Origin of the sequence: Serratia proteamaculans (assembly GCF_013337185.1) — a bacterium.
In the GTDB taxonomy this organism is placed as follows: Bacteria; Pseudomonadota; Gammaproteobacteria; order Enterobacterales; family Enterobacteriaceae; genus Serratia; species Serratia proteamaculans_D.
In genome coordinates this window covers 400080-420705 of sequence record NZ_SWDE01000001.1, presented here as the reverse complement: position 1 = coordinate 420705, position 20626 = coordinate 400080, and the positions used below count along the sequence as shown (strand labels likewise).

16 protein-coding genes are annotated in these 20626 nt (G+C 52.6%); 8 read left to right on the top strand and 8 right to left on the bottom strand.

From position 1 onward, the window contains the following. Nucleotides 1–245 precede the first annotated feature (245 nt). The 5 genes from FCL49_RS02020 to FCL49_RS02000 are packed head-to-tail and all read left to right on the top strand — an operon-like array spanning nt 246 to nt 6299. Nucleotides 246–1859: a mechanosensitive ion channel family protein gene (locus FCL49_RS02020; RefSeq protein ID WP_174352199.1), complete on the top strand. Its 1614-nt coding sequence runs from the start codon at nt 246–248 to the stop codon at nt 1857–1859. Further along, on the top strand, nt 1856–2998 hold the full coding sequence (locus tag FCL49_RS02015; protein WP_254611029.1) for a BamA/TamA family outer membrane protein: 1143 nt from the start codon (nt 1856–1858) through the stop codon (nt 2996–2998). The genes FCL49_RS02020 and FCL49_RS02015 overlap by 4 nt, the downstream gene beginning before the upstream one ends. Before the next feature lie 36 nt (nt 2999–3034). Then, entirely contained in the window at nt 3035–4051 is a 1017-nt protein-coding gene (locus tag FCL49_RS02010) for a hypothetical protein (RefSeq protein ID WP_410001289.1), read from the top strand. Further along, the gene (locus tag FCL49_RS02005) at nt 4051–5181 is read left to right on the top strand and encodes a BamA/TamA family outer membrane protein (protein WP_174352198.1); all 1131 of its coding nucleotides are present in this window, start codon (nt 4051–4053) and stop codon (nt 5179–5181) included. The genes FCL49_RS02010 and FCL49_RS02005 overlap by 1 nt, the downstream gene beginning before the upstream one ends. Continuing rightward, complete coding sequence (locus FCL49_RS02000) at nt 5181–6299, top strand: DUF4056 domain-containing protein (protein WP_174352197.1); 1119 nt, start codon at nt 5181–5183, stop codon at nt 6297–6299. Before FCL49_RS02005 ends, FCL49_RS02000 begins: the two co-directional genes overlap by 1 nt. Nucleotides 6300–6301: 2 nt before the next feature. Here the strand turns inward: FCL49_RS02000 and FCL49_RS01995 are convergent, their stop codons facing one another. Further along, nucleotides 6302–7663 carry an MFS transporter gene (locus FCL49_RS01995; RefSeq protein WP_438827229.1) on the bottom strand — a complete coding sequence of 454 codons (1362 nt, stop codon included), beginning with the start codon at nt 7661–7663 and terminating at the stop codon, nt 6302–6304. Nucleotides 7664–8089: 426 nt separating this feature from the next. Here FCL49_RS01995 and FCL49_RS01990 point away from each other — a divergent pair, with 426 nt between their 5' ends. Continuing rightward, the gene (locus FCL49_RS01990; protein ID WP_174352195.1) at nt 8090–8734 is read left to right on the top strand and encodes a TetR family transcriptional regulator; all 645 of its coding nucleotides are present in this window, start codon (nt 8090–8092) and stop codon (nt 8732–8734) included. A 23-nt stretch (nt 8735–8757) separates the two neighbouring features. Next, on the top strand, nt 8758–9591 hold the full coding sequence (locus FCL49_RS01985) for an IclR family transcriptional regulator domain-containing protein (protein WP_174352194.1): 834 nt from the start codon (nt 8758–8760) through the stop codon (nt 9589–9591). On the opposite strand, the gene FCL49_RS01980 is transcribed toward FCL49_RS01985, so the two are convergent. The 4 genes from FCL49_RS01980 to FCL49_RS01965 all read right to left on the bottom strand — a co-directional run bounded on the left by FCL49_RS01980 (nt 9588) and on the right by FCL49_RS01965 (nt 13532). Then, the gene (locus tag FCL49_RS01980; protein ID WP_174352193.1) at nt 9588–10925 is read right to left on the bottom strand and encodes a D-serine ammonia-lyase; all 1338 of its coding nucleotides are present in this window, start codon (nt 10923–10925) and stop codon (nt 9588–9590) included. The two genes, FCL49_RS01985 and FCL49_RS01980, sit on opposite strands and share 4 nt — an antisense overlap. 212 nt (nt 10926–11137) lie before the next feature. Then, nucleotides 11138–11608, bottom strand: coding sequence for a VOC family protein (locus tag FCL49_RS01975; protein WP_174352192.1), 471 nt, complete (start codon nt 11606–11608; stop codon nt 11138–11140). A gap of 13 nt (nt 11609–11621) precedes the next feature. Next, on the bottom strand, nt 11622–11975 hold the full coding sequence (locus tag FCL49_RS01970) for a DUF1428 domain-containing protein (RefSeq protein WP_174352191.1): 354 nt from the start codon (nt 11973–11975) through the stop codon (nt 11622–11624). Between the two features lie 114 nt (nt 11976–12089). After that, on the bottom strand, nt 12090–13532 hold the full coding sequence (locus FCL49_RS01965) for a sensor domain-containing diguanylate cyclase (protein ID WP_174352190.1): 1443 nt from the start codon (nt 13530–13532) through the stop codon (nt 12090–12092). Nucleotides 13533–13830: 298 nt separating this feature from the next. On the opposite strand from FCL49_RS01965, the gene FCL49_RS01960 reads away from it, so the two are divergent. Next, on the top strand, nt 13831–15963 hold the full coding sequence (locus tag FCL49_RS01960) for a TonB-dependent siderophore receptor (RefSeq protein WP_174352189.1): 2133 nt from the start codon (nt 13831–13833) through the stop codon (nt 15961–15963). 47 nt (nt 15964–16010) lie between these two features. Here the strand turns inward: FCL49_RS01960 and FCL49_RS01955 are convergent, their stop codons facing one another. The 3 genes from FCL49_RS01955 to FCL49_RS01945 form a co-directional block, all read right to left on the bottom strand. After that, the gene (locus tag FCL49_RS01955) at nt 16011–16889 is read right to left on the bottom strand and encodes an ATP-grasp fold amidoligase family protein (RefSeq protein ID WP_174352188.1); all 879 of its coding nucleotides are present in this window, start codon (nt 16887–16889) and stop codon (nt 16011–16013) included. A gap of 78 nt (nt 16890–16967) precedes the next feature. Then, nucleotides 16968–18245 (bottom strand): lysine N(6)-hydroxylase/L-ornithine N(5)-oxygenase family protein, encoded by a 1278-nt coding sequence (locus FCL49_RS01950; RefSeq protein WP_174352187.1) that lies wholly within the window; start codon nt 18243–18245, stop codon nt 16968–16970. Nucleotides 18246–18945: 700 nt separating this feature from the next. After that, entirely contained in the window at nt 18946–20616 is a 1671-nt protein-coding gene (locus FCL49_RS01945; RefSeq protein WP_174352186.1) for an alpha-glucosidase, read from the bottom strand. Nucleotides 20617–20626: the final 10 nt, after the last annotated feature.

Here is a 20626-nt window from a genome sequence, read left to right as displayed (position 1 = left end):
ATAACCGAACGAGAAAATAACGGCATTACAGGAAGGCTTTTATTATCAATTTGATAGTTTGTTTTTACGCGGAATGCTGCCGTTGGGGTTCTGTGATCTGATTAACATCGACGAAACATACTTTGCCTATGTTCTCAGAAGCGATATTTGCCCGGTTTGAGTCCCTTGAAAGCGCAGTCTTCTCAGCTAAGCTGAAACGGATGAGTCTAAAAAATAACAATTAGTTACTGACTGGGCAGGTAACCATGAGCAAAAAAGTGAATGGCGTTGTTTGCTGTCTGTTATTTCTGATTTCTTCCCTGTGCTTTGGTGCGGAACCGCGCCAACTAGCCACCGATCAAGAAAAAGCCCGTACGCTTTATATTTTTCATCAGCCGATCGTCATGCTGCAGGCCAAGTTTGGTTTTACCACCCCAGAAGAACGCGTACTGCGGATCCGTAACACCCTGCGCTCTCTCACCGAAGAAGACATCCGCCAGCCGGTACAGGTTCATGTCATCAAACGTTATAACCAGCAGGGACGGCTGTTTACCATCAACGGCAAGCCATTTATGTTATTAACGCAGGGGGATCTTGATGAAGGGGATGACCTGACGCTGGATCAGGCTTCACAGCGAGTACTTGCCAGGTTCAATGCCCAGCGTACTGCGTTGCTGGAACAATATTCTTCGACCTATCTGGCCATTGCGGTGGCGAAAAGCGCAGCCGGAAGCCTGGCACTGGCTTTGGTATTTTACGCTGCGTTTAAATCCTGGCAGCGGGTTAAAAAGTTCTATGCCACCCAAATAGCGCTCAAGCGCGGATGGATCCCGCAAAGCTGGCGCGTATTGCTCGGCGCGTTTGAATCCCGTTTGTATGCCCTGCTGATGATTTTGCTGAGCATTGGCGCCCTTTATATCTGGTTGAGCTGGCTGTTTCGGTTATTTCCGTGGACGCGCATTTGGGGCGAGTCCCTGGGTGACTGGTCTATCAGCGTGATACAAAAAATCACCCTATCCATTGTTTCCGCGTTCCCTGGGCTGGTGATTGTCGCCATCATCTTTTTACTGACAGGTTTCATTCTCAAACTGCTCAAAGCACTGTTAAAACGCGTCGAAAGTGGAAGATTGGTGGTACCCGGCCTGCATCCCGAAACGGTGGGCGCCACACGTAAACTGATTTCGGTGATGGTGTGGCTGTTTGCCCTGTCGGCCGCTTATCCCTTTTTACCCGGTGCCGACTCTCTGGCATTTAAAGGCGTCAGCGTTTTCTTTGGGCTGATGTTAACCCTCGGTTCGGCGGGATTGATGAATCACGCCATGAGCGGATTGGTACTGACTTACTCACGTGCGCTGCGCAAAGGCGACTTTATCAAGATTGGTGACAATGAAGGTCTGGTCAGCGAAGTCGGGATGCTGGCCACCAAAATCCTCACCCGCGAAAGTTACATCGTCACCGTACCGAATGCAGTGGTTGTCAGTGGAAAAATCACCAATCTCAGCGCCCTTAACCCCGGCGACGGTATCAATCTCACCACCAGCGTGACGATTGGTTACGACACCCCCTGGCGTCAGGTGCACGCCATGCTCGAACTGGCGGCCAATCGCACCAAAGGTATCGACAACCGGGTTCGCCCGCTTGTTCGTCAGCTCAATTTAATGGATTGGTACATCGCCTATGAATTGCAGGTCAGGCTCGGTGCCGGCGAATCTGTGCCCAGCGTTAAAAGCGAATTACATAGCCATATCCAGGATGTGTTCAACGAATTTAACGTCCAGATTATGTCGCCGAACTTCGTGCTTCAGCCTGAAAATGCGGTGATGGTCGCTCGAGAGAATTGGTACGCCGCACCGGCGGCGCAACCGGATAAGCAGCCATGACCAAATTGGGCGCCCTGCTGACTCTGGCTTCCTGCCTTGCCTTCCCCTTTGCCGTTCAGGCCGCAGGGATGACAGACGCGGAAGACGGCATGCTGGATATGGGCGAGTACATGAGCGATAACCGCTACGGTTTTTTACCGGTTCCGGTGGTGATCACCGAACCGGCCGTGGGTTATGGCGGTGGTTTATTTGGGCTGTTTTTGCATGACACCGGCCAACAAAATACCCCGCCTCGTTCAGGAAGAAACAGCGCGCCACCGGCAATCAGCGCTTTTGGCGGTGGCGCAACACAAAATGGCACCTGGTTTGTGGGTGGTGGACATCGACACACCTGGAATAACGATGCTATTCGCTATCTGGTGGCGGTCGGTTACGCGGATATCAATCTGGATATTTACAGCGGTGATATTGCCGGGTTCGGCGGCGGTCATGGGGTCAGCACCCAAACCAAAGGCTATGGCGGAACGCAAAAACTGCTGTTCCGCCTTGCCGATACGCCTTTCTTTGTCGGCGGTTCACAGTTTTATGCCAGGACGAAGATTTCTGCCGACAACCCCGTCATCAGCCAGGCTTTGCAACGGGTACTGGGGGAGTCCAGCAGCAGTTCCGGTCTGGGTCTGGTGCTGGAATATGACACCACGGACAACTTTTTCTACCCCCGTCATGGCTTATCAGCCTCGGCGGAATACCAGTTTTATACCGGTTTTCTCGGCGGTAATTACCGTTATGACACCCTGACTTTGGACGGTAAATATTTCCATCCGCTGGGCCGTGATTTCACCCTGGCTCTCGCCGGTAACTACCAGTCATTATCGAATTATGAAAGCCATCTAACCCCGCTGGCGCGGCCCTATATCAAACTTCGTGGCATCCCAAGCTACCGTTATCAGGGGGATTACGTCGCCGTTGGGCAAACTCAATTGGAGTGGCAGGTGACACCGCGCTGGGTGGTGCAAGGCTTTGTTGGTGCCGGTAGCGCCAGTCGCGATGCCCAATCGCTTTTCGATAAAACTGAAGTGGCGTGGGGCGGCGGATTTCGTTACCTGATCGCGCGAAAATTTGGATTACATACCGGGATTGATGTCGCCTTTAGCAATAGCGATCGGGCGCTCTATTTCAATGTCGGCTCTGGGCTGTAAGTCGGTGGATACCGACCTTCTCTCACTTTGCCTAACGTGGAGAACCAAAAAATGAAAAATCATGGGCTTTGCCCGGCAGGCGGCAAAAACCTCTCACTTCGTTACGCTAAACGAGTGGTTTTTTCCCTGCTGTTTTTATCGGGCGCCGCCATCGGGGCCGCCACTAACGACTCAAAACAAAGCGACAGCACCTTTCCTATCTGGGGGGATGAAGCCCGCGCTCGCGGTTATAGCATTCCGCTGCCGTTTGGCGTCAATCTCAGTTACATGAACATACGCCAGAATATTAATGTCGATAGCATTACGTTTTCCGGTCTGAAACTCGGCGATCACCCGATCCCCAGCGATCTGTTTAATATTGATGTCGGGAAGACTCGCCAGCGCAGCAAAAGCGAGAACCTTAGGCTGGATATGTGGGTGTTCCCGTTTTTAAACATTTATGGTTTGGTCGGGCACACCAGAGGGTCATCTTTATCCCAGGTTTCTGTCGATGCCGATCCGTCGAAATACACCGGTATCGATCGTATCATCGCCTCTGCGGTACATCGCCTTAATCAAAGTGGTGACCTCCAGGATATTGATTTTGCTCTCGACTTTAAAGGCACCACCTGGGGCACCGGGTTTACCCTGGCAGGGGGTTATGAGAAATGGTTTGCACTGGTGGACACCAATTATACCCGCACGGAATTTGACATTCTGGATGGAAAAATTTCAGCCATTACGGTTTCACCACGCGTGGGTTATCGCTTTGACATGCCCGCCATCTCTGGCCCCTCCCATCTGAGCCTGTGGATTGGCAGTATGTATCAGGATGTGGACCAGGAGTTTAAAGGCAATATTTCGGACCTGCATATGCCGGCAGAACTTCAGCCACTGATTAACGCCGTGAATAAGGACAACGCCGGGCGCTTTGATGTCAAACAGCATCTCTCCTCGCCGTGGAATACGCTGATTGGGGCACAGTACGAACTCACACAGAACTTCAACGTCCTGGCCGAAGTCGGTTTCAATGAGCGAAACAGTTTTTTCCTGGCGGGTGAATATCGATTCTAATGAAAACCCCTGTATGGTTGCTGAGTGGACTACTGAGCCTGTTGATTGCCCCGATTCATGCGGAGCTGCTTACGCGTGAGTCCATAGATACGTTTCTCGGCACCATGGGAGCCGACGATCAATACAATCAGGCTAAAGGCGTGAACTGGACGGTGTTGCCCGGCCCTTTTTATACGCCTGAGTTAAAATTGGGTCTGGGGGCGGCGGCGGCCGGTCTCTATCGGGTCGATCCGAACGATAAGGTCACGCAAAATTCGTCCATCTCATTTACCGGTTTTGTCAGCACCAGCGGCGCCCTGGGGCTGGGCCTGAATAATTACACTTTCTTTAGCGATGATCAGTGGCGTCTCTTTGTTACAGGTTCGGTCGCCAAGATCCCAACGGAGTTCTGGGGTGTAGGCTATGATGCGGCGCAGGGCTCTAGCCAGAAATATACTCAGGATTCGTTTAGCGTTCATCCGCAGGTTTTTTATCGGCTGGTCGATAACCTTTATGCCGTTGTGGGCTGGGACTTTTCCACGCTGAATGCCAAAGTTGATGATCCACAGCCTGGCGATACCTTCTCTCGCTATACGGACTCCACCACACCACAGAGTTCTGGCGCCACTTTCGCCCTCAATTACGACACCCGCGACGCCATCACACAGCCGAAAAAAGGGCAGTATGCCAGCGCCAGCTACAGCCTGTTTGATCCGTCGCTCGGCTCGGATACGCATTTCACTGCCCTGCAGTTGCAATACAATTACTATTTTCCGCTCAACGAGAATGACGTGCTGGCATTCGATGCCTGGGGACGTTTTGCCCGCGGAGATGTGCCCTGGGATCGTCTTTCGCAGGCCGGTGATGACCGCCGATTACGCGGTTATTATCAGGGGCGCTACCGTGATAAAGATGTTGTGAGCAGCCAAATCGAATACCGCAAAAAATTAAACTGGCGGCACGGCTACGTACTCTGGCTAGGCGCGGGCTCGCTGGGGAGCAGCCTGGATAAAATGGGACAACACCCTATTCTGCCGACTCTGGGGGCGGGGTATCGTTTTGAAATCAAACCCAATATGAATTTGCGACTCGATCTCGGCGTGGGACGCGAGAGCGCAGGATTTTATTTTCAGGTCGCGGAGGCCTTTTAATGCGTGTTTTTTTTCTCGCCCTGTCGTTGGCTGTCGCCGGTTTTGCAGATGCGCAGCCGGGCAAGGCTGACATTTTACCCTTTGAGCAGGCAAGACGCGTTTGGCCGGTCGCGCAAAACCTTTCGCCCCCGGAATCACTTCGCCCTTGCTGTGCCTTTGGCTATAACCTTCAGGTGCGCGCGGTCGGCATCCCGATTCCCGTTTATCAAATTGGCAACGTGCTCTCACTCAGCACGCTAGGTCACCATCACTACAATGACAGTGCATTGGGTGCGGTGAAAAATATCGTTGGTCTGAGCGATGAAGCCAACGGCCTTATCTATACGCGACGCGGCGGGTTTATTGATATCGCCCATGTTCGCGATACCGCCGATAACACCTTTTATCTGTTCACCCGTCTGTATCCGAAACTGGGGCGGGAGTGGCGTGTGTTTTACAGTGAGGAGTTAGGGCTAAGACGCGCTCAGTTTTACGCCTTTACCCCTCCAGCATCGATGGCTGACAGATATAATCTGGCGGCATGGCTGGCCGGGCATGTGGCGTTTCAACTGGCGCAGTGGCATGAAATTGCCCAGTGGTACGGCTTCCAGTCAGTGGCCGGATTTTCCGAGGAAATTTCTGCTTTTTCACCGGAAGATCTCTACGCCAATTTGCTGGGGGCAAGGCTGGCGGTAAACGTGATTTTGCAGGGACATGCCGGTTCAGTGGAAAACTACAACCTGGCGATGGATAAGGCGCTTTCACAAGCTTTAATTGGCCTTGAGGCAGTCAATGAGGCGGAAACCGAACGGCAATTCCGTGAGGTCGATGGCGACTGGTGGAACAGCAAGCGTCGGGTGCCCGATAAGTTTTTAGTCCTGAAACGCAATTACTATCTTGGTGAAAACCGAATTCCTACTGCCGTGCCATTCGAAAAAGCGCCGCCGTATCGCTTGACCATGCCGGAGAAAATAGCCGGGTTCACCTTAAGCCATCTGGGAGAACTGCAAATTCATAAAGGCAGCGATATGCGCCGCCTGCCGGCACCCAAAACATTCTATCGCCCGGCACAGTTTTCCTCACTGGCCGAGCAGGCGCGGCAGGCCGATCAAGTCCAATTGCAACGCCTCAGCCATTGAACTCAAAGACCTTTGGCGGTTTCCTGGGTAGCCAACTGCGCCTGACGGTTATACCCTCTGGCACCTTTGATAAAGATGGCACAAGCAGTGATCAACGCCGGAATGGCGATAATGGCAAAAATGCGGTCGAACCCCCAGCCCAGCGCCAGCATTTCCGCGCCGGCAAAGGCACTCAGGATGGCACCAATACGCCCAACGCCGTGCATCCAGCTAGACCCCGTAGCGCGCGCCTCAGTCGGGTAATAATGTGCCGATAGCGCGTTCATGCCTGTATTGGCACCGTTCAGGCAAAAACCACAGGCCAGTGCCAACACACCGAGCATCAGGCTGCTGTGTGACGCCAGGCCGATCAACAATGTCAGCCCCGCCCCCAGCAGGTAGATCATGCCCAGCGCGCGGTGTGGATTGACCCTATCCATCAGCCAGCCGGCGAACAGCGAGCCGAAGGTACCGCCGGCCTGGTACAGCGCGGTGATCACCGCCGCCTGCGCCACGCTCATGCCAATACCTTTCACCAGCGTCGGCAGCCAACTCCCCAGCAGATAAACCAGAAACAGCGCCATAAAATAGCCCAGCCACAGCATCAGGCTGCCAAAACGGTACTGCCGCGAGATCACAATCTGCATGGCTCCCTTGCCGGGCGCCACCAGCGGCGGCAGTGTATAACGGGTATCGGCATGGGTACTGCCCGGTGCCAGCTTTTCCACAATTTTGCCAATGCGTTGAGTGCTGGCTCGCCTGGTCACCAAAAACCTCACCGACTCAGGCAGTTTGGCGATCAACAGCGGAACGCTGAGCAGCGGCAGTATGCCACCGAGCAACAGCAGCGCATGCCAGCCCATTTGTGGAATAACCCATGACGCCGCGAATCCGCCCAGCGCCGCACCGAAGGTAAAGCCACAAAACACCACGGTGATAATGAAAGAGCGTTTCTTTTCCGGCGCATATTCGGAGATTAAAGTGCCGACGTTCGGCATTGCCGCGCCCAGCCCCAACCCGGTCATAAAACGGAAAAATATCATTTGATCAATATTGTGCGAAAACGCAGTGACCAGCGTCCAGAGGCCAAAAAAGAACACGCTGTTGATAATGATCACTTTACGCCCCAGCCAGTCTGCCAGTGGGCCGGCCAGCAGCGCACCGATCGTCAGGCCGACCAGTGCGGCGCTAATCACCATGCCAAGTTGCTGATTACTGACGCCCCACTGGCTTTTCAGCTCAGGGGCAATAAACCCCATCAGGGTAATGTCGAAGCCATCCAGCGCAATAACGATAAAACCCAGCAAAATAATCAGTTTTTGGTAACCGCATATCGGGCGATCGTTGATCAGCGTTCGAACATCAATTTCGTTTGAAGCCACAATTTTTCCTTGGTACAGACGCCAATAAATGCCAATGTTCGATAATCGAACCGAGATTAAATATTCTGGCTTCTACTGTAAGAACTCCCGTGCGGCTCGGCAACGGAGATTATCGATAACCTGGCGCTGATTGAACCCAATGGTACGTTCTCTCACAATCAAAAAAACCACTGCATCTTTTTCCGGCAAGACAATACGCTGAGATTGAGCCATAAATGCCCTTTACTGCCCGTGGATAGCCCCCAGACCCGCGGAAAATAATGTTGTCAAATTGTGAGAGCGATCTTCCCAACCCTGCGGTTATTGCCGTCAGGGTTTACATGTGAGCAATATGACGTCGTTCACAAAAGCGCAGCGGCAGCGGATTGTATTACCGGGTGACCCCAGTTACTCTTAACCGGTGTTCCTCCAAGATAAGTGACTGATGTTTTGAACAATGATGATATCCCCGCGACTAAACGCAAAAACGACCCTGTCGGGCTGAAACAGCGTATTTTCGCTGCGGCGCTGACCGAGTTCGCCGAGGCCGGTCTGAAAGGTGCCCGCATGGAAAACATTGCCGAGCACGCGGCCACCACCAAACGCATGGTGGTTTATCATTTCAAGACCAAGGAATTACTGTACCTGGAGGTGCTGGAACACGTGTATCAGCATATTCGCGCGCACGAAACCGGGTTGGAATTGCAAGCCCTGGCGCCCGTTGCCGCCATGACTCATTTGGTAGAGGAAAGCTTTAATTATCATGCGGAGCATCCCGACTTCATCCGGGTGATCTGCATGGAAAACATGATGCGCGGCCAGTATATCCGCCAGTCATCACGCATTAAGGCATTAAATCAAAGCGCATTGACCCTGCTGGAAGATATATTGCAGCGCGGCAAGCAAGAAAAACTGTTCACTCCGGACGCCAGCGCAGCCGACGTGCATCGCTTGATCAGCAGCCTGTGTTTCCACTACGTTGCCAACCAGTACACCTTCAATGCCCTGTTTGAAAGCCATGAAACACCGGAAGAACAGGTTCGCCATATTCGTCAGTTGGCCGTCGCGGCGACTCTGCGCTATCTGGCGCGGTAAACACGGCTTTTTGGGAGATTGCGATGACCAAGACCTCAGTCGGTGAAGAGAAGACTGCACCTGATAGCTTAGTGTCCGCCGCCAGCGGCGATCCCTTCAAAGGCGACCCCAATTTTATGGCCTCGCTGGCCCGGGGCCTTGAGGTGATCCAGGCTTTTACTCCGCAGCGTCGTCTGATGTCGATTTCACAAATCAGCCAGAAAACCGGCATTCCACGCGCGGCGGTGCGTCGTTGCCTGTATACCCTGAACAAGCTGGGGTTTGTTTACGCGCAGGACGGCAAAAACTTTGAACTGCGCCCACGGATCCTGACGCTGGCCCATGCCTATCTCGGTGCCACGCCGCTGGCTAAAGCCACCCAGCCGGTACTGAAACATATCAGCCAGCTGTTGAATGAGTCCTGCTCTATCGCCACGCTGGACGGCGACAATATTTTGTATATTGCCCGAGCCTCTGCCGAACGCATCATGACCATAGACTTGAACATCGGCAGCCGTTTGCCAGCCTTCGCCACCTCTATGGGACGGGTGTTGTTGAGCCATTTACCGACAGACAAGCGTGACGATTACCTGCAACGCATCACCCTGATGCGTTATACGCAATACACCATCAGTTCGATTGATAAACTGCGTGATGAACTGGATAAGGTTCGAGCTCAGGGTTACGCGATTAACGATCAGGAGTTGGAAATCGGTCTGCGATCCATCGCGGTACCGATTACCTCGGTCAACGGCGGCGTCACTGCCGCGTTAAACGTCGGGGTGCAGGCCGGCCATGTCCCGCTAAGCGAACTGACCGAACGCATACTGCCGATCCTGCTCGAGGGCGCGCAGGAGCTTTCGCTGCTAACCCATTAGACCGACTGGCGTGCGCTGGCCAGGTACTTGGCCATCTCCGCCTCAGGCACCATGCCGCCACCGGTCGCCCACACCAGGTGGGTGGCATTGTTCATCTGTTGTGCATTCAGCCCCTGGCTCGCCAGCCACTCAGTGTCAGCCGTTACGCGCCACGGCCCCGGCATACCCGCCAATGCTGATGGTTCAAGCTGAATATGCTCATGGCTGTCCAACAGCCCCAGCAGGGCAAACATCTCGCGATCGCTAAGGGTGTAAAAGCCGGAGAGCAGGCGCTCCATAGCCCGGCCGACAAAACCGGATGCGCGCCCCACCGCCAATCCGTCCGCCGCGGTCTGGTTATCAATGCCCAGATCCTGTACCGAGATACCATCGTGCAGGCCGGTATGCACGCCAAGCAGCATGCAAGGCGAATGCGTCGGTTCAGCAAAGATACAGTGTACGTGGTCGCCAAAGGCCAGTTTAAGCCCAAAGGCCACCCCGCCCGGCCCACCGCCAACGCCACAAGGCAGATACACAAACAACGGGTGCTGAGCATCGACCTGGACACCACTTTCGGCAAACTGACGTTTCAGGCGGCCACCGGCCACGGCATAGCCCAGGAACAGCGTCTGGGAGTTCTCGTCATCGATAAAGAAACAGCGAGGATCGCTCGCCGCCTGCAAACGGCCCTGTTCAACGGCAACGCCATAGTCCTGCTCGTATTCCACCACGTTGACGCCATTGTCACGCAGCTTCTGTTTTTTCCATTCGCGGGCGTCCGCCGACATATGCACGCTGACACTAAACCCCAGCCGGGCGCTGATGATGCCAATCGACATGCCCAGATTGCCGGTCGAGCCGACGGCAATGCGGTAACCGCCAAAGAATTCGCGAAATTCCGCCGAGAACAGCTTGGCGTAGTCGTCCGTCAGTTGCAGCAGCCCTGCCTCCAGCGCCAGTTTCTCTGCATGCGCCAGCACCTCGTAAATACCGCCGCGCGCCTTGATCGAACCGGAGATAGGTAGATGGCTGTCCTTTTTCAACAGCAAACGGCCGGCCAGCGGCAAGCCATAACGCTGGTCGAGCGCAGTTTGCATGGCGTGAAGCGCGACTACTTCAGATTCAATCACGCCATTTGTGGCGCGGGTTTCCGGAAAGGCGGCACTCAGATAAGGGGCGAAACGCGCCAGACGTTGTTCTGCGTCGCTCACGTCTGCGGCACCGAGCCCAACAAACGGCAGCCCGACCTGCAAACTGGTTGCTCGTGGGTTGAACCAGGTCACAGGTTTTAACTCGATCAGTTCCTGCACCAGCGGGAATTGCGTAACCAACTGCTGAATCTGTGTCTTTTCCATGGTTGTTCTCTGCGCTGCATAAAGGTTATACCTAGGGTGCAGCGATTTGCCCAGGCTGACAAATGATAATAATTCAGCCTTGCGTGAGCAGGATTGATTCAAAAAGATGATTTACTTCAATTTATCACTTACTTCGACGCCTTGAGTGATGCTGCATCACCTTAAGCGCCCCGCAGCCAGGAAGAAACTGCGGGGCATCAACCCGCGTATTCTTAATCGCGCGCCGCCGCCTCCAGCCCGGCGATATCCAGTTTGACCATCTGCAGCATCGCTTCGGTGACCCTGCGCACCTTCGCACTGTCGGGATCACTCATCAGCTCGGCCAAACGCTTGGGCACTATCTGCCAGCTCAGTCCCCAGCGATCGCGCAGCCAACCGCACTGCTCAACCTGGCCACCCTCACTCAGTGCTTGCCAAAGTCGGTCTACTTCTGCCTGATCGGCGCATTCGACCATAATGGAAAAACTGTGATTGAAAGGATCCAACGGACCGGCCTCAATCGCTGCATAGCGCTGATCGCCAAGGGTAAAAGACGCCAGTTTTACGCTACCGGCCGGGCCGCTGGGAGTATCGGCCGGCAAGGTGGACTGCCAGGTCAGAGAGGAGCCGGGGATCAAGCCGATATAGCAACGCAAAGCCGCTTCCATATCTTTCTCAAACCACAGGTGTTGGGTGATTTTCACAATATCCCCTCCGCTACTGGTCCAAAATAGGTTCGAAGCCGCCGAAGATCATACGTTTACCGTCAAACGGCATTTGATCGCCGAACGCTTTCATGCGCGGGTCGGCCATCATCTTCTGGTTGGCTTCATCGCGAACCTCTTTTGACGGATATTCGATCCAACTGAACACCACCACTTCGTCGGCTTCAGCCTTAACCGCACCGCGAAAGTCGGTGAGTTTTCCCTCGGGAACATCAGTGCCCCAGCATTCGACGATCCGCGTAGCCCCAAATTCTTTAAACAGCGGTGCAGCCGCGGCGGCCAGTTTTTGATACGCCTCCTTATTGGCGGCTGGCACCGCCACTACAAAACCATCAACATATTTCATCGGAGTGTCCTCTTGTCGATTAGACAGTCGGGTTGGCACCAGCGGAACTGCCGACGCCCTCTTCCATTTTAGACCCCATTAGCGGGGTCAACCATTAACGAGGGCGGCCGGGTTTTAGATCTCGAGGGAATGTTGCGGCAGGAGTTCAGGCGTGGCGACTCGGTTGCGGCCGCTGTTTTTGGCTTTATAGACCGCCAGATCGGCGATTTTTAGCAGGTTATCGAGATCCTGCCCGGCACCGCCAATGCAGGTGACCATGCCGATGCTGACGGTGATCTGCAAAGAAGCGCCGGCAGGCATGGTGATGGATTCCAGTTCAACCCGGCGGCGCAGACGTTCAGCCAATGACAGCGCATCCTGCTGTTGGGCAATGGGGGCGACGATGGCAAATTCTTCCCCCCCCATGCGGCCAAACAAATCGATATCGCGCAGATCGCCAGTAATGGCGCGGGTAAAGGACAGCAGCGCCACATCGCCTCCGGCGTGACCAAAGCGGTCATTGATCGATTTAAAATAATCGATATCCAGCATCATAATGCAGACCTGCTCCCCTTTTTGGCTGACCAGCCGCGTTCCGCGCTGCATAAAAGCACTGCGGGTCAATACGTGAGTCAGCGCGTCATGATTCGCCACGTGCTCAAGCCTTTGCAGCAGTGCATTGCGGGCAAAATTCATGCTGGCAACGGCAATCGGCCCCAATGCCAGTAACGCTACGCCGAGTCTCATCGACACGGTATTTTGCAGCATTTTCATATCTAGGTTAGTGGTAATCAGGCCCAGATCAATCGCCAGATGGCACCACAACACATAAACCAACACTGCGATCATCGTGCTGAACAGCGAGAATGACATCGCCAGCCAAAGCAGGATCGGCATCGGGAAAATCACCGCTCCGGGGCCACCAATCAGGATGCTACCGAAGCAAGCCAACAGCAGCAGGAGTAACACCGCTATTTTTCTGACGGTATTAGACCACTGGCTGCGTAGGGTCACGGCCTGGAAAATGCTGCGCAGATAAGCTTGCCAGTTCAGCGGAAAAGCCAGGATAAACGGCATCAGCGTGATGTAATTGGTAAATTCCGAAGAGAGCCACAACGCCAATGAAGGCAGATACTGGCGGCCAAACAGCAGCACCGAAGCCCCGGCACCGACCAACCCCGTGGCCGTCGCGCTCGCCAGGCAGATGGCGAACAGATAAATGCTGGACGAGGTGCGTTCCAGGGTCCTGACCTGCGGCGATAAACGCATAAACAGATAAAACCCGACCGCCACGCCGGTAATATTGGCCCCATTGAGCAAGATGGCTTTGCCCAATGGACTGCCGGTGATCAGATCCGCCGCCAAATAGCCTGACATCGCCATCAACCAGCCAACAGGGCTGGCCATGGCCGGGTAGCGTACCAGCACCGCCAACAGTACCGCATTGGTTGGCCAAAATAGCGCTAACAGACCAATGGGACGGCTTTCGATACCAAAGATGCAGGTGCAGAACACCAGCATAAAGACGATTAGCGCGTGGCGTAATCTTGTGGCGCCAGGTAACTCAGTGGTGTGCATCTTGCTTCCAGAAGCTTGCGAAGAATACGGATAAAATTCGACCTGCATGATGGCGGCCATTAGCCTGCTCAGCCTGCCTGGCAATGCCTGCTTTGTGAACAGCCCAACTGACATTATTGCTACTTTTTGGGGACCTGACATCCGTTAATTGAAAATATAAAAATACTATTATGTTTCAATCTGTGGCTCAGACAGCAACCGCCACAAACCCGAGAAACATTCACTATCCAAATTGTACATATGCGAATTATAATAAAAATGATAATCGTTATTATTTATTAATTTGATATGGAATACTATGTGCCAGGTAGAAAATCATCGTCTGAAAAAAACAAAAAAACATCAGGCTCTTCGTTCGCTTCCCTTCCTCGTTAGCGTCTTGCCGGCGCTGACAACCACCGCCGCGCTGGCCGAGGAGGATTCACTCACCGTGACCGCCAACGCCTTACCTGCCGAGGGTTACAGCACAGATACCGCTTCAACCGGCAGCAAAACCAACACCCCGCTCAACGAGGTGCCCCAGTCCGTTAGTGTGGTCACCCCCGAGGTGATCAACGACTTTCAAGTCAAAAGCGTCAACGACGCCATGAAATTCGTCAGCGGCGTGACTCAGGGTAATACCCTTGGCGGCACCGAAGATGGCTTCGTCAAACGCGGCTTTGGCGTCAACTCGGATGGTTCGGTATTTATCGATGGCATCCGCAGCAATCAGGGATTGAGCATGGATGCCACCACCGATCGTGTGGAGGTTCTCAAAGGCTCGGCTTCACTGCTGTATGGCATTCTCAGCCCCGGCGGCATCATCAATCTGATCGGCAAAAAGCCACAGTACGACTGGAATACCCGTATCAGCGGTGCCACCAACAGCTTTGGTGGCGGCAGTGGTTCCGTTGATGTCACCGGGCCATTGGGGAACGGCTTTGCTTTCCGCTTTATTGCCGAACGCCAACACCAGGATTACTGGCGCAATTTCGGCACCGACGAACATACGCTGATCGCCCCCTCGCTCAGTTGGTTTGGCGACAAGGCTGCCTTTAACATCTCCTACAGCGAATACAAGTACGATATCCCTTATGACCGGGGTACCGCCTTTATCAATGGCAAACCGGTCGATATCCCCTATAACCGCAGGCTGGATGACTACGCCAACCACGCCTGGGGCAAGAACAAACGTCTGAACACGCACTATGAGTATGCGCTGGACAGCACCTGGACCACCCGCTTTAGCTATGCCTGGATGCAACGCCGCTACGACAGTAATGAAGTGCGTGCCACCGCAGTCAACACTACCACCGGCATCGTTTCACGCCGTGCGGACGCCAACCGCGGCTTCAACCATCAGACCAACTATTACTCCTGGGATCTGAATGGTTCACCGGTTGCACTGGGCATGCAACATGACCTGTTGATTGGCGTCGACTATGAGAAAAATGAAACCTATAAGGCCTATTCCTATCGCGGCAAGGTCTCACAAACCTTCAATATGTATGACCCGGTGTATGGCGAAACCCCGGTAACCAACAGCAGCACCTACAATGATGCCCTGAGTAATTTGCGTACTACCTTGTACAGCCGCTCGGCCTATGTCAAAGACAGCATTCATTTGACTGACCAGTGGATAGCGGTGTTGGGCGCTCGCTACCAGTCTTACTATCAGAACAACAGTAACGGCTTCCAGAACCCACAAAACACGCTGAACGACAAAGATAACAAATTCCTGCCGCAGGCGGGTGTGGTGTATAAACTGACGCCGGCCGTTTCTTTATATGCCAACTACAGCCGATCCTTCACCCCATCAACGGCGGTGGATGACAATGGCAACGTCGCCACACCAGAAACCGGCACCACCTATGAAGTGGGTGGCAAATGGCAGGTAAATCCGGCGTTGGATGCCACATTGGCGCTGTATCGCATTGATGAAAACAATATGTCGATCTTTATCAACGGTGTGACTCGCAGTATTCCCAAGGCAAGATCGACCGGTGTTGAACTGGAGCTGAACGGCGAAGTCGCCCGCAACTGGGATCTGACCGCCAATTACAGCTACGACAAAACCGAAATTGTGGAAGACAACCTCAACCCGGATAACGTCGGCAACCGGCTGGTAAACGCCCCTACCAACATGGGCAGCCTGTACCTGAGTCATCGTATAACGCTGCCGATAGTTCCTGGTGATGTACGTCTTGGCGGTGGGGGTCGTTATGTTGGTCGCCGTGCCGGCGATCCGGAAAACAGCTTTACCATGCCGGCTTACACCGTGGCAGATGCGTTTATCGCCTGGGACAGCAAGCTGGTCGGCAAACACACTCAAATTAAACTGAACGTCAAAAACCTGTTCAACCGCGAGTACTATGCGTCCAGCGCAGGCAACCTGCGGGTGATTGAGGGAGAACCGCGTAGCCTAAGCCTGCAGGCTACGGTAGATTTTTGATTGAAAGCCCCGGGTACCACTGCACCCTACCCGGGGATTATTTACTGTTATTTCAGCTTTAGCATCTTCCCGAGCAAAATATCGGTTGATTCGAGCATGTCCGTATCAATGCCTGCGGAAGGGGTAAAGGTTAGCTCGCCGAAAATGGGTTTGCCGTTGGCAATATAGAAATCGACACGGACAAACTCAAAGGGTGCAGATAATTTTCTGGCGTACTCGAAGAGATCGTCATAGCCCTCGGGTTTAACGAAAGCATCTATCTCCTGCTGGCTAAGAGCCAAACAATCCTGGCTGTAGCAAAGAAACTTGAAGTCTTTATCAAAGAAGTAATATTTCGGCGTGCCGGTTTCTCTGCCAACACAAAGTAGCGTGCAGTAAGGTACGCCATGGAAACAGTATATTTTATAATCATCAGGGCCATGGCCACTGGCTGACTCTATAAATTTCTCACCTATTATCTTTTTATTGATTTGCTTATAGTTCAGCTCTGCATAGACCTTCCAGTAGTCCTCTTTCATCCAGTTATCAATGGTTTTAGCGGCTTTGGTAACGTCCAGTGATTTCTTGTCCTGGCAAATCAGGTTGTAACCTGAACCATGATTGCCCTTAATCACAAACTTATCGGGCAAAGACCCCCAAGGGATCTCATCGACTGAATCGCAAACGAAGTAAAGCTCATTGAGAATTTCTTCGCAGCCTTTCGCTTTCAAATACTCTCTGACTGCGTATTTATCGGCACATTGCGTAACCAGCGTATTGTTGCTGTATCCGTTAAGTTTCAGATAGTTTATTTTTTCGTTCCAGGTCACTGGCGGGTTAAGATTTAATCTTTTCCCGAACGCTTTTTTATATATTAATTTTGTTTTAAAAGTCGGTGTGAATGTAGCCAATTGGTTCATGATAAATTTATTAATATTCTTTTTCATACAACCTGTCTCATAACTTGAACAAAGTATTAAAACGGCTCCTGCAAGGAACCAAAGGAGGTTTATTGCTATTGGCTGTTATTGCTCACTGCGCCATTGAATCATCGCCGGGGCGGTACTCAGATCAAATTTATTCTCGCCCAGTACCCGATTGAGGATGCGGGCCGATCGCCAGGCCACCAGACTGAGCTGAGGATCGGCAATACCGTGGTGGTGCATGCTGGCATTGACGGCAAACAGAGCATTCTCATGCCCCGCCTCGCGCTCAAGGGTAAAATCAGCGGCAATACGATATTGCCCATCGGCGTCGGTTAACACCCGGTCCGCCAGGGAGGCAAGAAAAGTCGGTTGAGCCTGTTCATAGCCGGTAGCAAAGATAACCACATCGGCATCCAGGGTCTCGCGCCCCTGATCAAGATGGTGCTGCGTCTCCAACCGATAAAAATTATCCTGGCTATTAAGAGCCGTCACGGAGCGGCTGGGTAACAGGCGTACCCAGCGTTTCTCTTGCAGAACATCGAAGCGGTGATACATGGCGCGATAAATAGCCAAAAGAGACTCGCTGGTGATGCCATCGGAGGTCATTTTTTGTTCGCGCAGCATCTGCTGTTTGGCCGTATTGCTGAACGTATAGAAGTCGTCGACATAATCGGGCGTAAAATACTCGTTGGCAAATGCCGCTTCATCAAGAGCGTTGTAGTTGTTACGTCGGGAGATCCAACTCAGTTGCTCCGGTTGGCCCCACTCGCCCTGAAAAATGTTAAGGAACAGATCGGCACCACTTTGACCGCCGCCCACAATCGCCACGCGTTTTCCGCCAAGGTTTGGCTGGCGAAACATCATTTCGCTGGCGTGAAAACACCGATCATTTTGTTCGGTCACGCAGTCCGGCAGTTTGACTTTCTTGCCAATGCCCACGCAGACGTGTTTAGCGTAAAACACCTCATTCTGGGTGGTAACAACATACTGCCGCCGTTGGTTATCAAACTCCACGCGCTGAACGTCCTGGTTGAAAACCAGCGAATCCAGCCCCGTGGCAGCCCAGTTGAGGTAATCGGCAAACTCTTCACGAGACACCGCGCGTTGTTCCGTTGTCAGGAAACGATAGAATTTTTTCCTTTTCACCAGATAGTTAAGGAAACTATAAGGGTTGGTTGGCGAGACGGCTGTCACCAAATCCTTCAAAAAGCTGGTCTGCATACTGCATTCCGCCAGGATCATACCTGGATGCCAGGAAAACTGCGGTTTGCGCTCGAGGAATTTGCAATTAAAACCTTCGATTTCGCTGCCAAGCGCAGCAATACTGAGGTTGGACGGACCGATGCCAATACCGATAAAGTCCAAACACGGGTTCATTAGTGTACTCCTGAGTGAATAAATAGGCTGGCAGAGAGATTTATCTGGTCGGGAAAAAGAATAATTAAATAATAATCACGACGTGATATTATTATTGTCATCCTGATAATTAAAGACCCATTAATCCTTAAGCCATTAGTATTATCGCAGAGTCATGAAAAAGGCGTGCTTTGGGAAAGAATCTCAAGGAAATGAAACTCAATGGGGCAACAGAGGAATTCATAACATATCCCTATGTTAGTTTGCATATTCCACATGGCATCTTCCTTAATTAGACACAGCCTGGTCAGAGTAGCGCTAAAGTTGCACGCTGGCATGTGAAAAAAAATAACATTAGGGCCAATACACGGGTTGTTAATGTGAAATTAAAAGTGAAATCGTAAAAAATCATAAAATTTCACCTTGGTTTAGGCGATGTTAGGGTCGGGGCACAGCCCGTGAAATGCCCTTACCTCAGAAACAAATAAGATAAAACACATTAAATATCAGCAAACTGAGAGAAAACGCGGCGGTAAGGGGAGGAATCAAACAAAAGTCTGTATGGTTTTTGATCATTTAAGCCATTCCCTACGGCTTAAAGTGGGTCAAACAGTATTTTTCAATTCCTCTGGGAAGTCATTAACTGGGAAAGTTGGCGATTTAGAATAACTTTCCCGTAGAAGTTAATTTATGGCTAGCTCAATTTATTGCAATATTTCCCCTACTGATAGATTCGTGCCTCATAAGGGCGAAGCATTTGCCGTTCACCCTGCTGGGAATAATTACTCAACAACAATGATTTTTCTCCCAACGGCAAGAGTTGATAGTCAATTTGTTGTGATTCACCACTCAGGTTGCATAATACCCAGCCTTGCCGTTCATCCATGCTACGGCTGTAGGCGTAAATATGGGGATGCGCCGCCAGTTGTAATTGGTAACGGCCATAGACCCATATCGGATCCTGCTTGCGAAGACGAATCAAGGCCCGGTAAAAATTCAGCACCGAATCCGGTTCGTTACGCTGACGCGCCACGTTAATCTGCTCAAAGTTGGCATTCAACGCGAACCACGGCGTCACCGTGCTAAAACCAGCGTGAGGCCCGTCGTCCCACTGCATTGGGGTACGTGAATTATCGCGCCCACTACGACCGAGGAATGCCAGGATTTTCGCTTCATCCATGCCCTGCTCCTGCAGTTTGGCAAAGCGGTTTCTGGCTGCAATGTCGTTAAAGTCGGCCAGACTCTTGAAGCGGGTATTGGTCATCCCCAGTTCCTGGCCCTGATAGATAAACGGGGTTCCCTGCATCAGAAAATACATGGCGGCAATGGCGGTGGCGCTTTCACGCCAATACTGCTTATCGTCACCCCATTTAGAGACCACGCGCGGAATATCGTGATTTTCCACGTATAACGCGTTCCAGCCTTTATCTTCCAGCAAGGTCTGCCAGCGGGTAAAAATATCCTTCAGCCCGATCACATCGAGCCCAGCGTCCGGTGACCGCTGATGGCTGGTTTCCCACAGTTTGACGTGTTCAAACTGGAAAATCATATTCAGCCGGCCGTGCTGTTCCCCCACCCAGTCCTCGCCCTGCTGCGCCGAAGCGCCGTTCATTTCGCCCACCGTCATGATGTCGTAGCGGTTAAATACCTGCTCGCACAGGTCATCGACATAGTCCAGCAGGCCGTCGTAGTTAAGATGCCGTTCGAACGATGGCACGTAACGCAATCCCTGTGGGTTGGGCATATCGGTCAGCCCCGGCTGTTTTTTCATATGGCAGATGGCATCGATGCGGAAGCCGTCAATGCCCTTGTCCAGCCACCAGCGCATCATGTCATACAGCGCCGCACGCACCTGCGGATTCTCCCAGTTCAGATCCGGCTGACGCTCCGAGAACAGGTGCAGAAAGTATTGTTCGCTGCCGGGGTCATATTTCCAGGCGGAACCGTTGAAGATGCTCTCCCAGTTGTTGGGTTCCGCGCCGTTTTTGCCGTCTCGCCAGATATACCAGTCACGTTTGGCACTCGATTGCGATGACCGGGATTCAATAAACCACGGATGTTCATCCGAAGTGTGATTGACCACCAAATCCAGTATCAAACGCATGCCGCGGGCATGCACTTCAGCCAACAAACGATCAAAGTCCGCCATGGTACCGAACTCCGTCATAATGGCCTGATAATCACTGATATCGTAGCCATTGTCGTCGTTCGGCGAGCGATACATCGGGCAGATCCAAATCACGTCAATGCCCAGCCATTGCAAATAATCCAGCTTGCCGGTAATGCCATTCAGATCGCCAATGCCATCGCCATTAGAGTCCATAAAGCTGCGCGGATAGATCTGATAAACCACCGCCTGTTTCCACCAGCGCACTGTTTGCCCACCGCTCATATCACTTTTC

What these genes read in the sequence shown, in the direction of transcription:
- FCL49_RS01955 (WP_174352188.1), bottom strand. Translation starts at nt 16,889, where the DNA reads ATGAAAAAGAATATTAATAAATTTATCATGAACCAATTGGCTACATTC.
- FCL49_RS01985 (WP_174352194.1), top strand. Translation starts at nt 8,758, where the DNA reads ATGACCAAGACCTCAGTCGGTGAAGAGAAGACTGCACCTGATAGCTTA.
- FCL49_RS02005 (WP_174352198.1), top strand. Translation starts at nt 4,051, where the DNA reads ATGAAAACCCCTGTATGGTTGCTGAGTGGACTACTGAGCCTGTTGATT.
- FCL49_RS01970 (WP_174352191.1), bottom strand. Translation starts at nt 11,975, where the DNA reads ATGAAATATGTTGATGGTTTTGTAGTGGCGGTGCCAGCCGCCAATAAG.
- FCL49_RS01960 (WP_174352189.1), top strand. Translation starts at nt 13,831, where the DNA reads ATGTGCCAGGTAGAAAATCATCGTCTGAAAAAAACAAAAAAACATCAG.
- FCL49_RS02020 (WP_174352199.1), top strand. Translation starts at nt 246, where the DNA reads ATGAGCAAAAAAGTGAATGGCGTTGTTTGCTGTCTGTTATTTCTGATT.
- FCL49_RS02015 (WP_254611029.1), top strand. Translation starts at nt 1,856, where the DNA reads ATGACCAAATTGGGCGCCCTGCTGACTCTGGCTTCCTGCCTTGCCTTC.
- FCL49_RS01980 (WP_174352193.1), bottom strand. Translation starts at nt 10,925, where the DNA reads ATGGAAAAGACACAGATTCAGCAGTTGGTTACGCAATTCCCGCTGGTG.
- FCL49_RS01950 (WP_174352187.1), bottom strand. Translation starts at nt 18,245, where the DNA reads ATGAACCCGTGTTTGGACTTTATCGGTATTGGCATCGGTCCGTCCAAC.
- FCL49_RS01945 (WP_174352186.1), bottom strand. Translation starts at nt 20,616, where the DNA reads ATGAGCGGTGGGCAAACAGTGCGCTGGTGGAAACAGGCGGTGGTTTAT.
- FCL49_RS01965 (WP_174352190.1), bottom strand. Translation starts at nt 13,532, where the DNA reads ATGCACACCACTGAGTTACCTGGCGCCACAAGATTACGCCACGCGCTA.
- FCL49_RS02000 (WP_174352197.1), top strand. Translation starts at nt 5,181, where the DNA reads ATGCGTGTTTTTTTTCTCGCCCTGTCGTTGGCTGTCGCCGGTTTTGCA.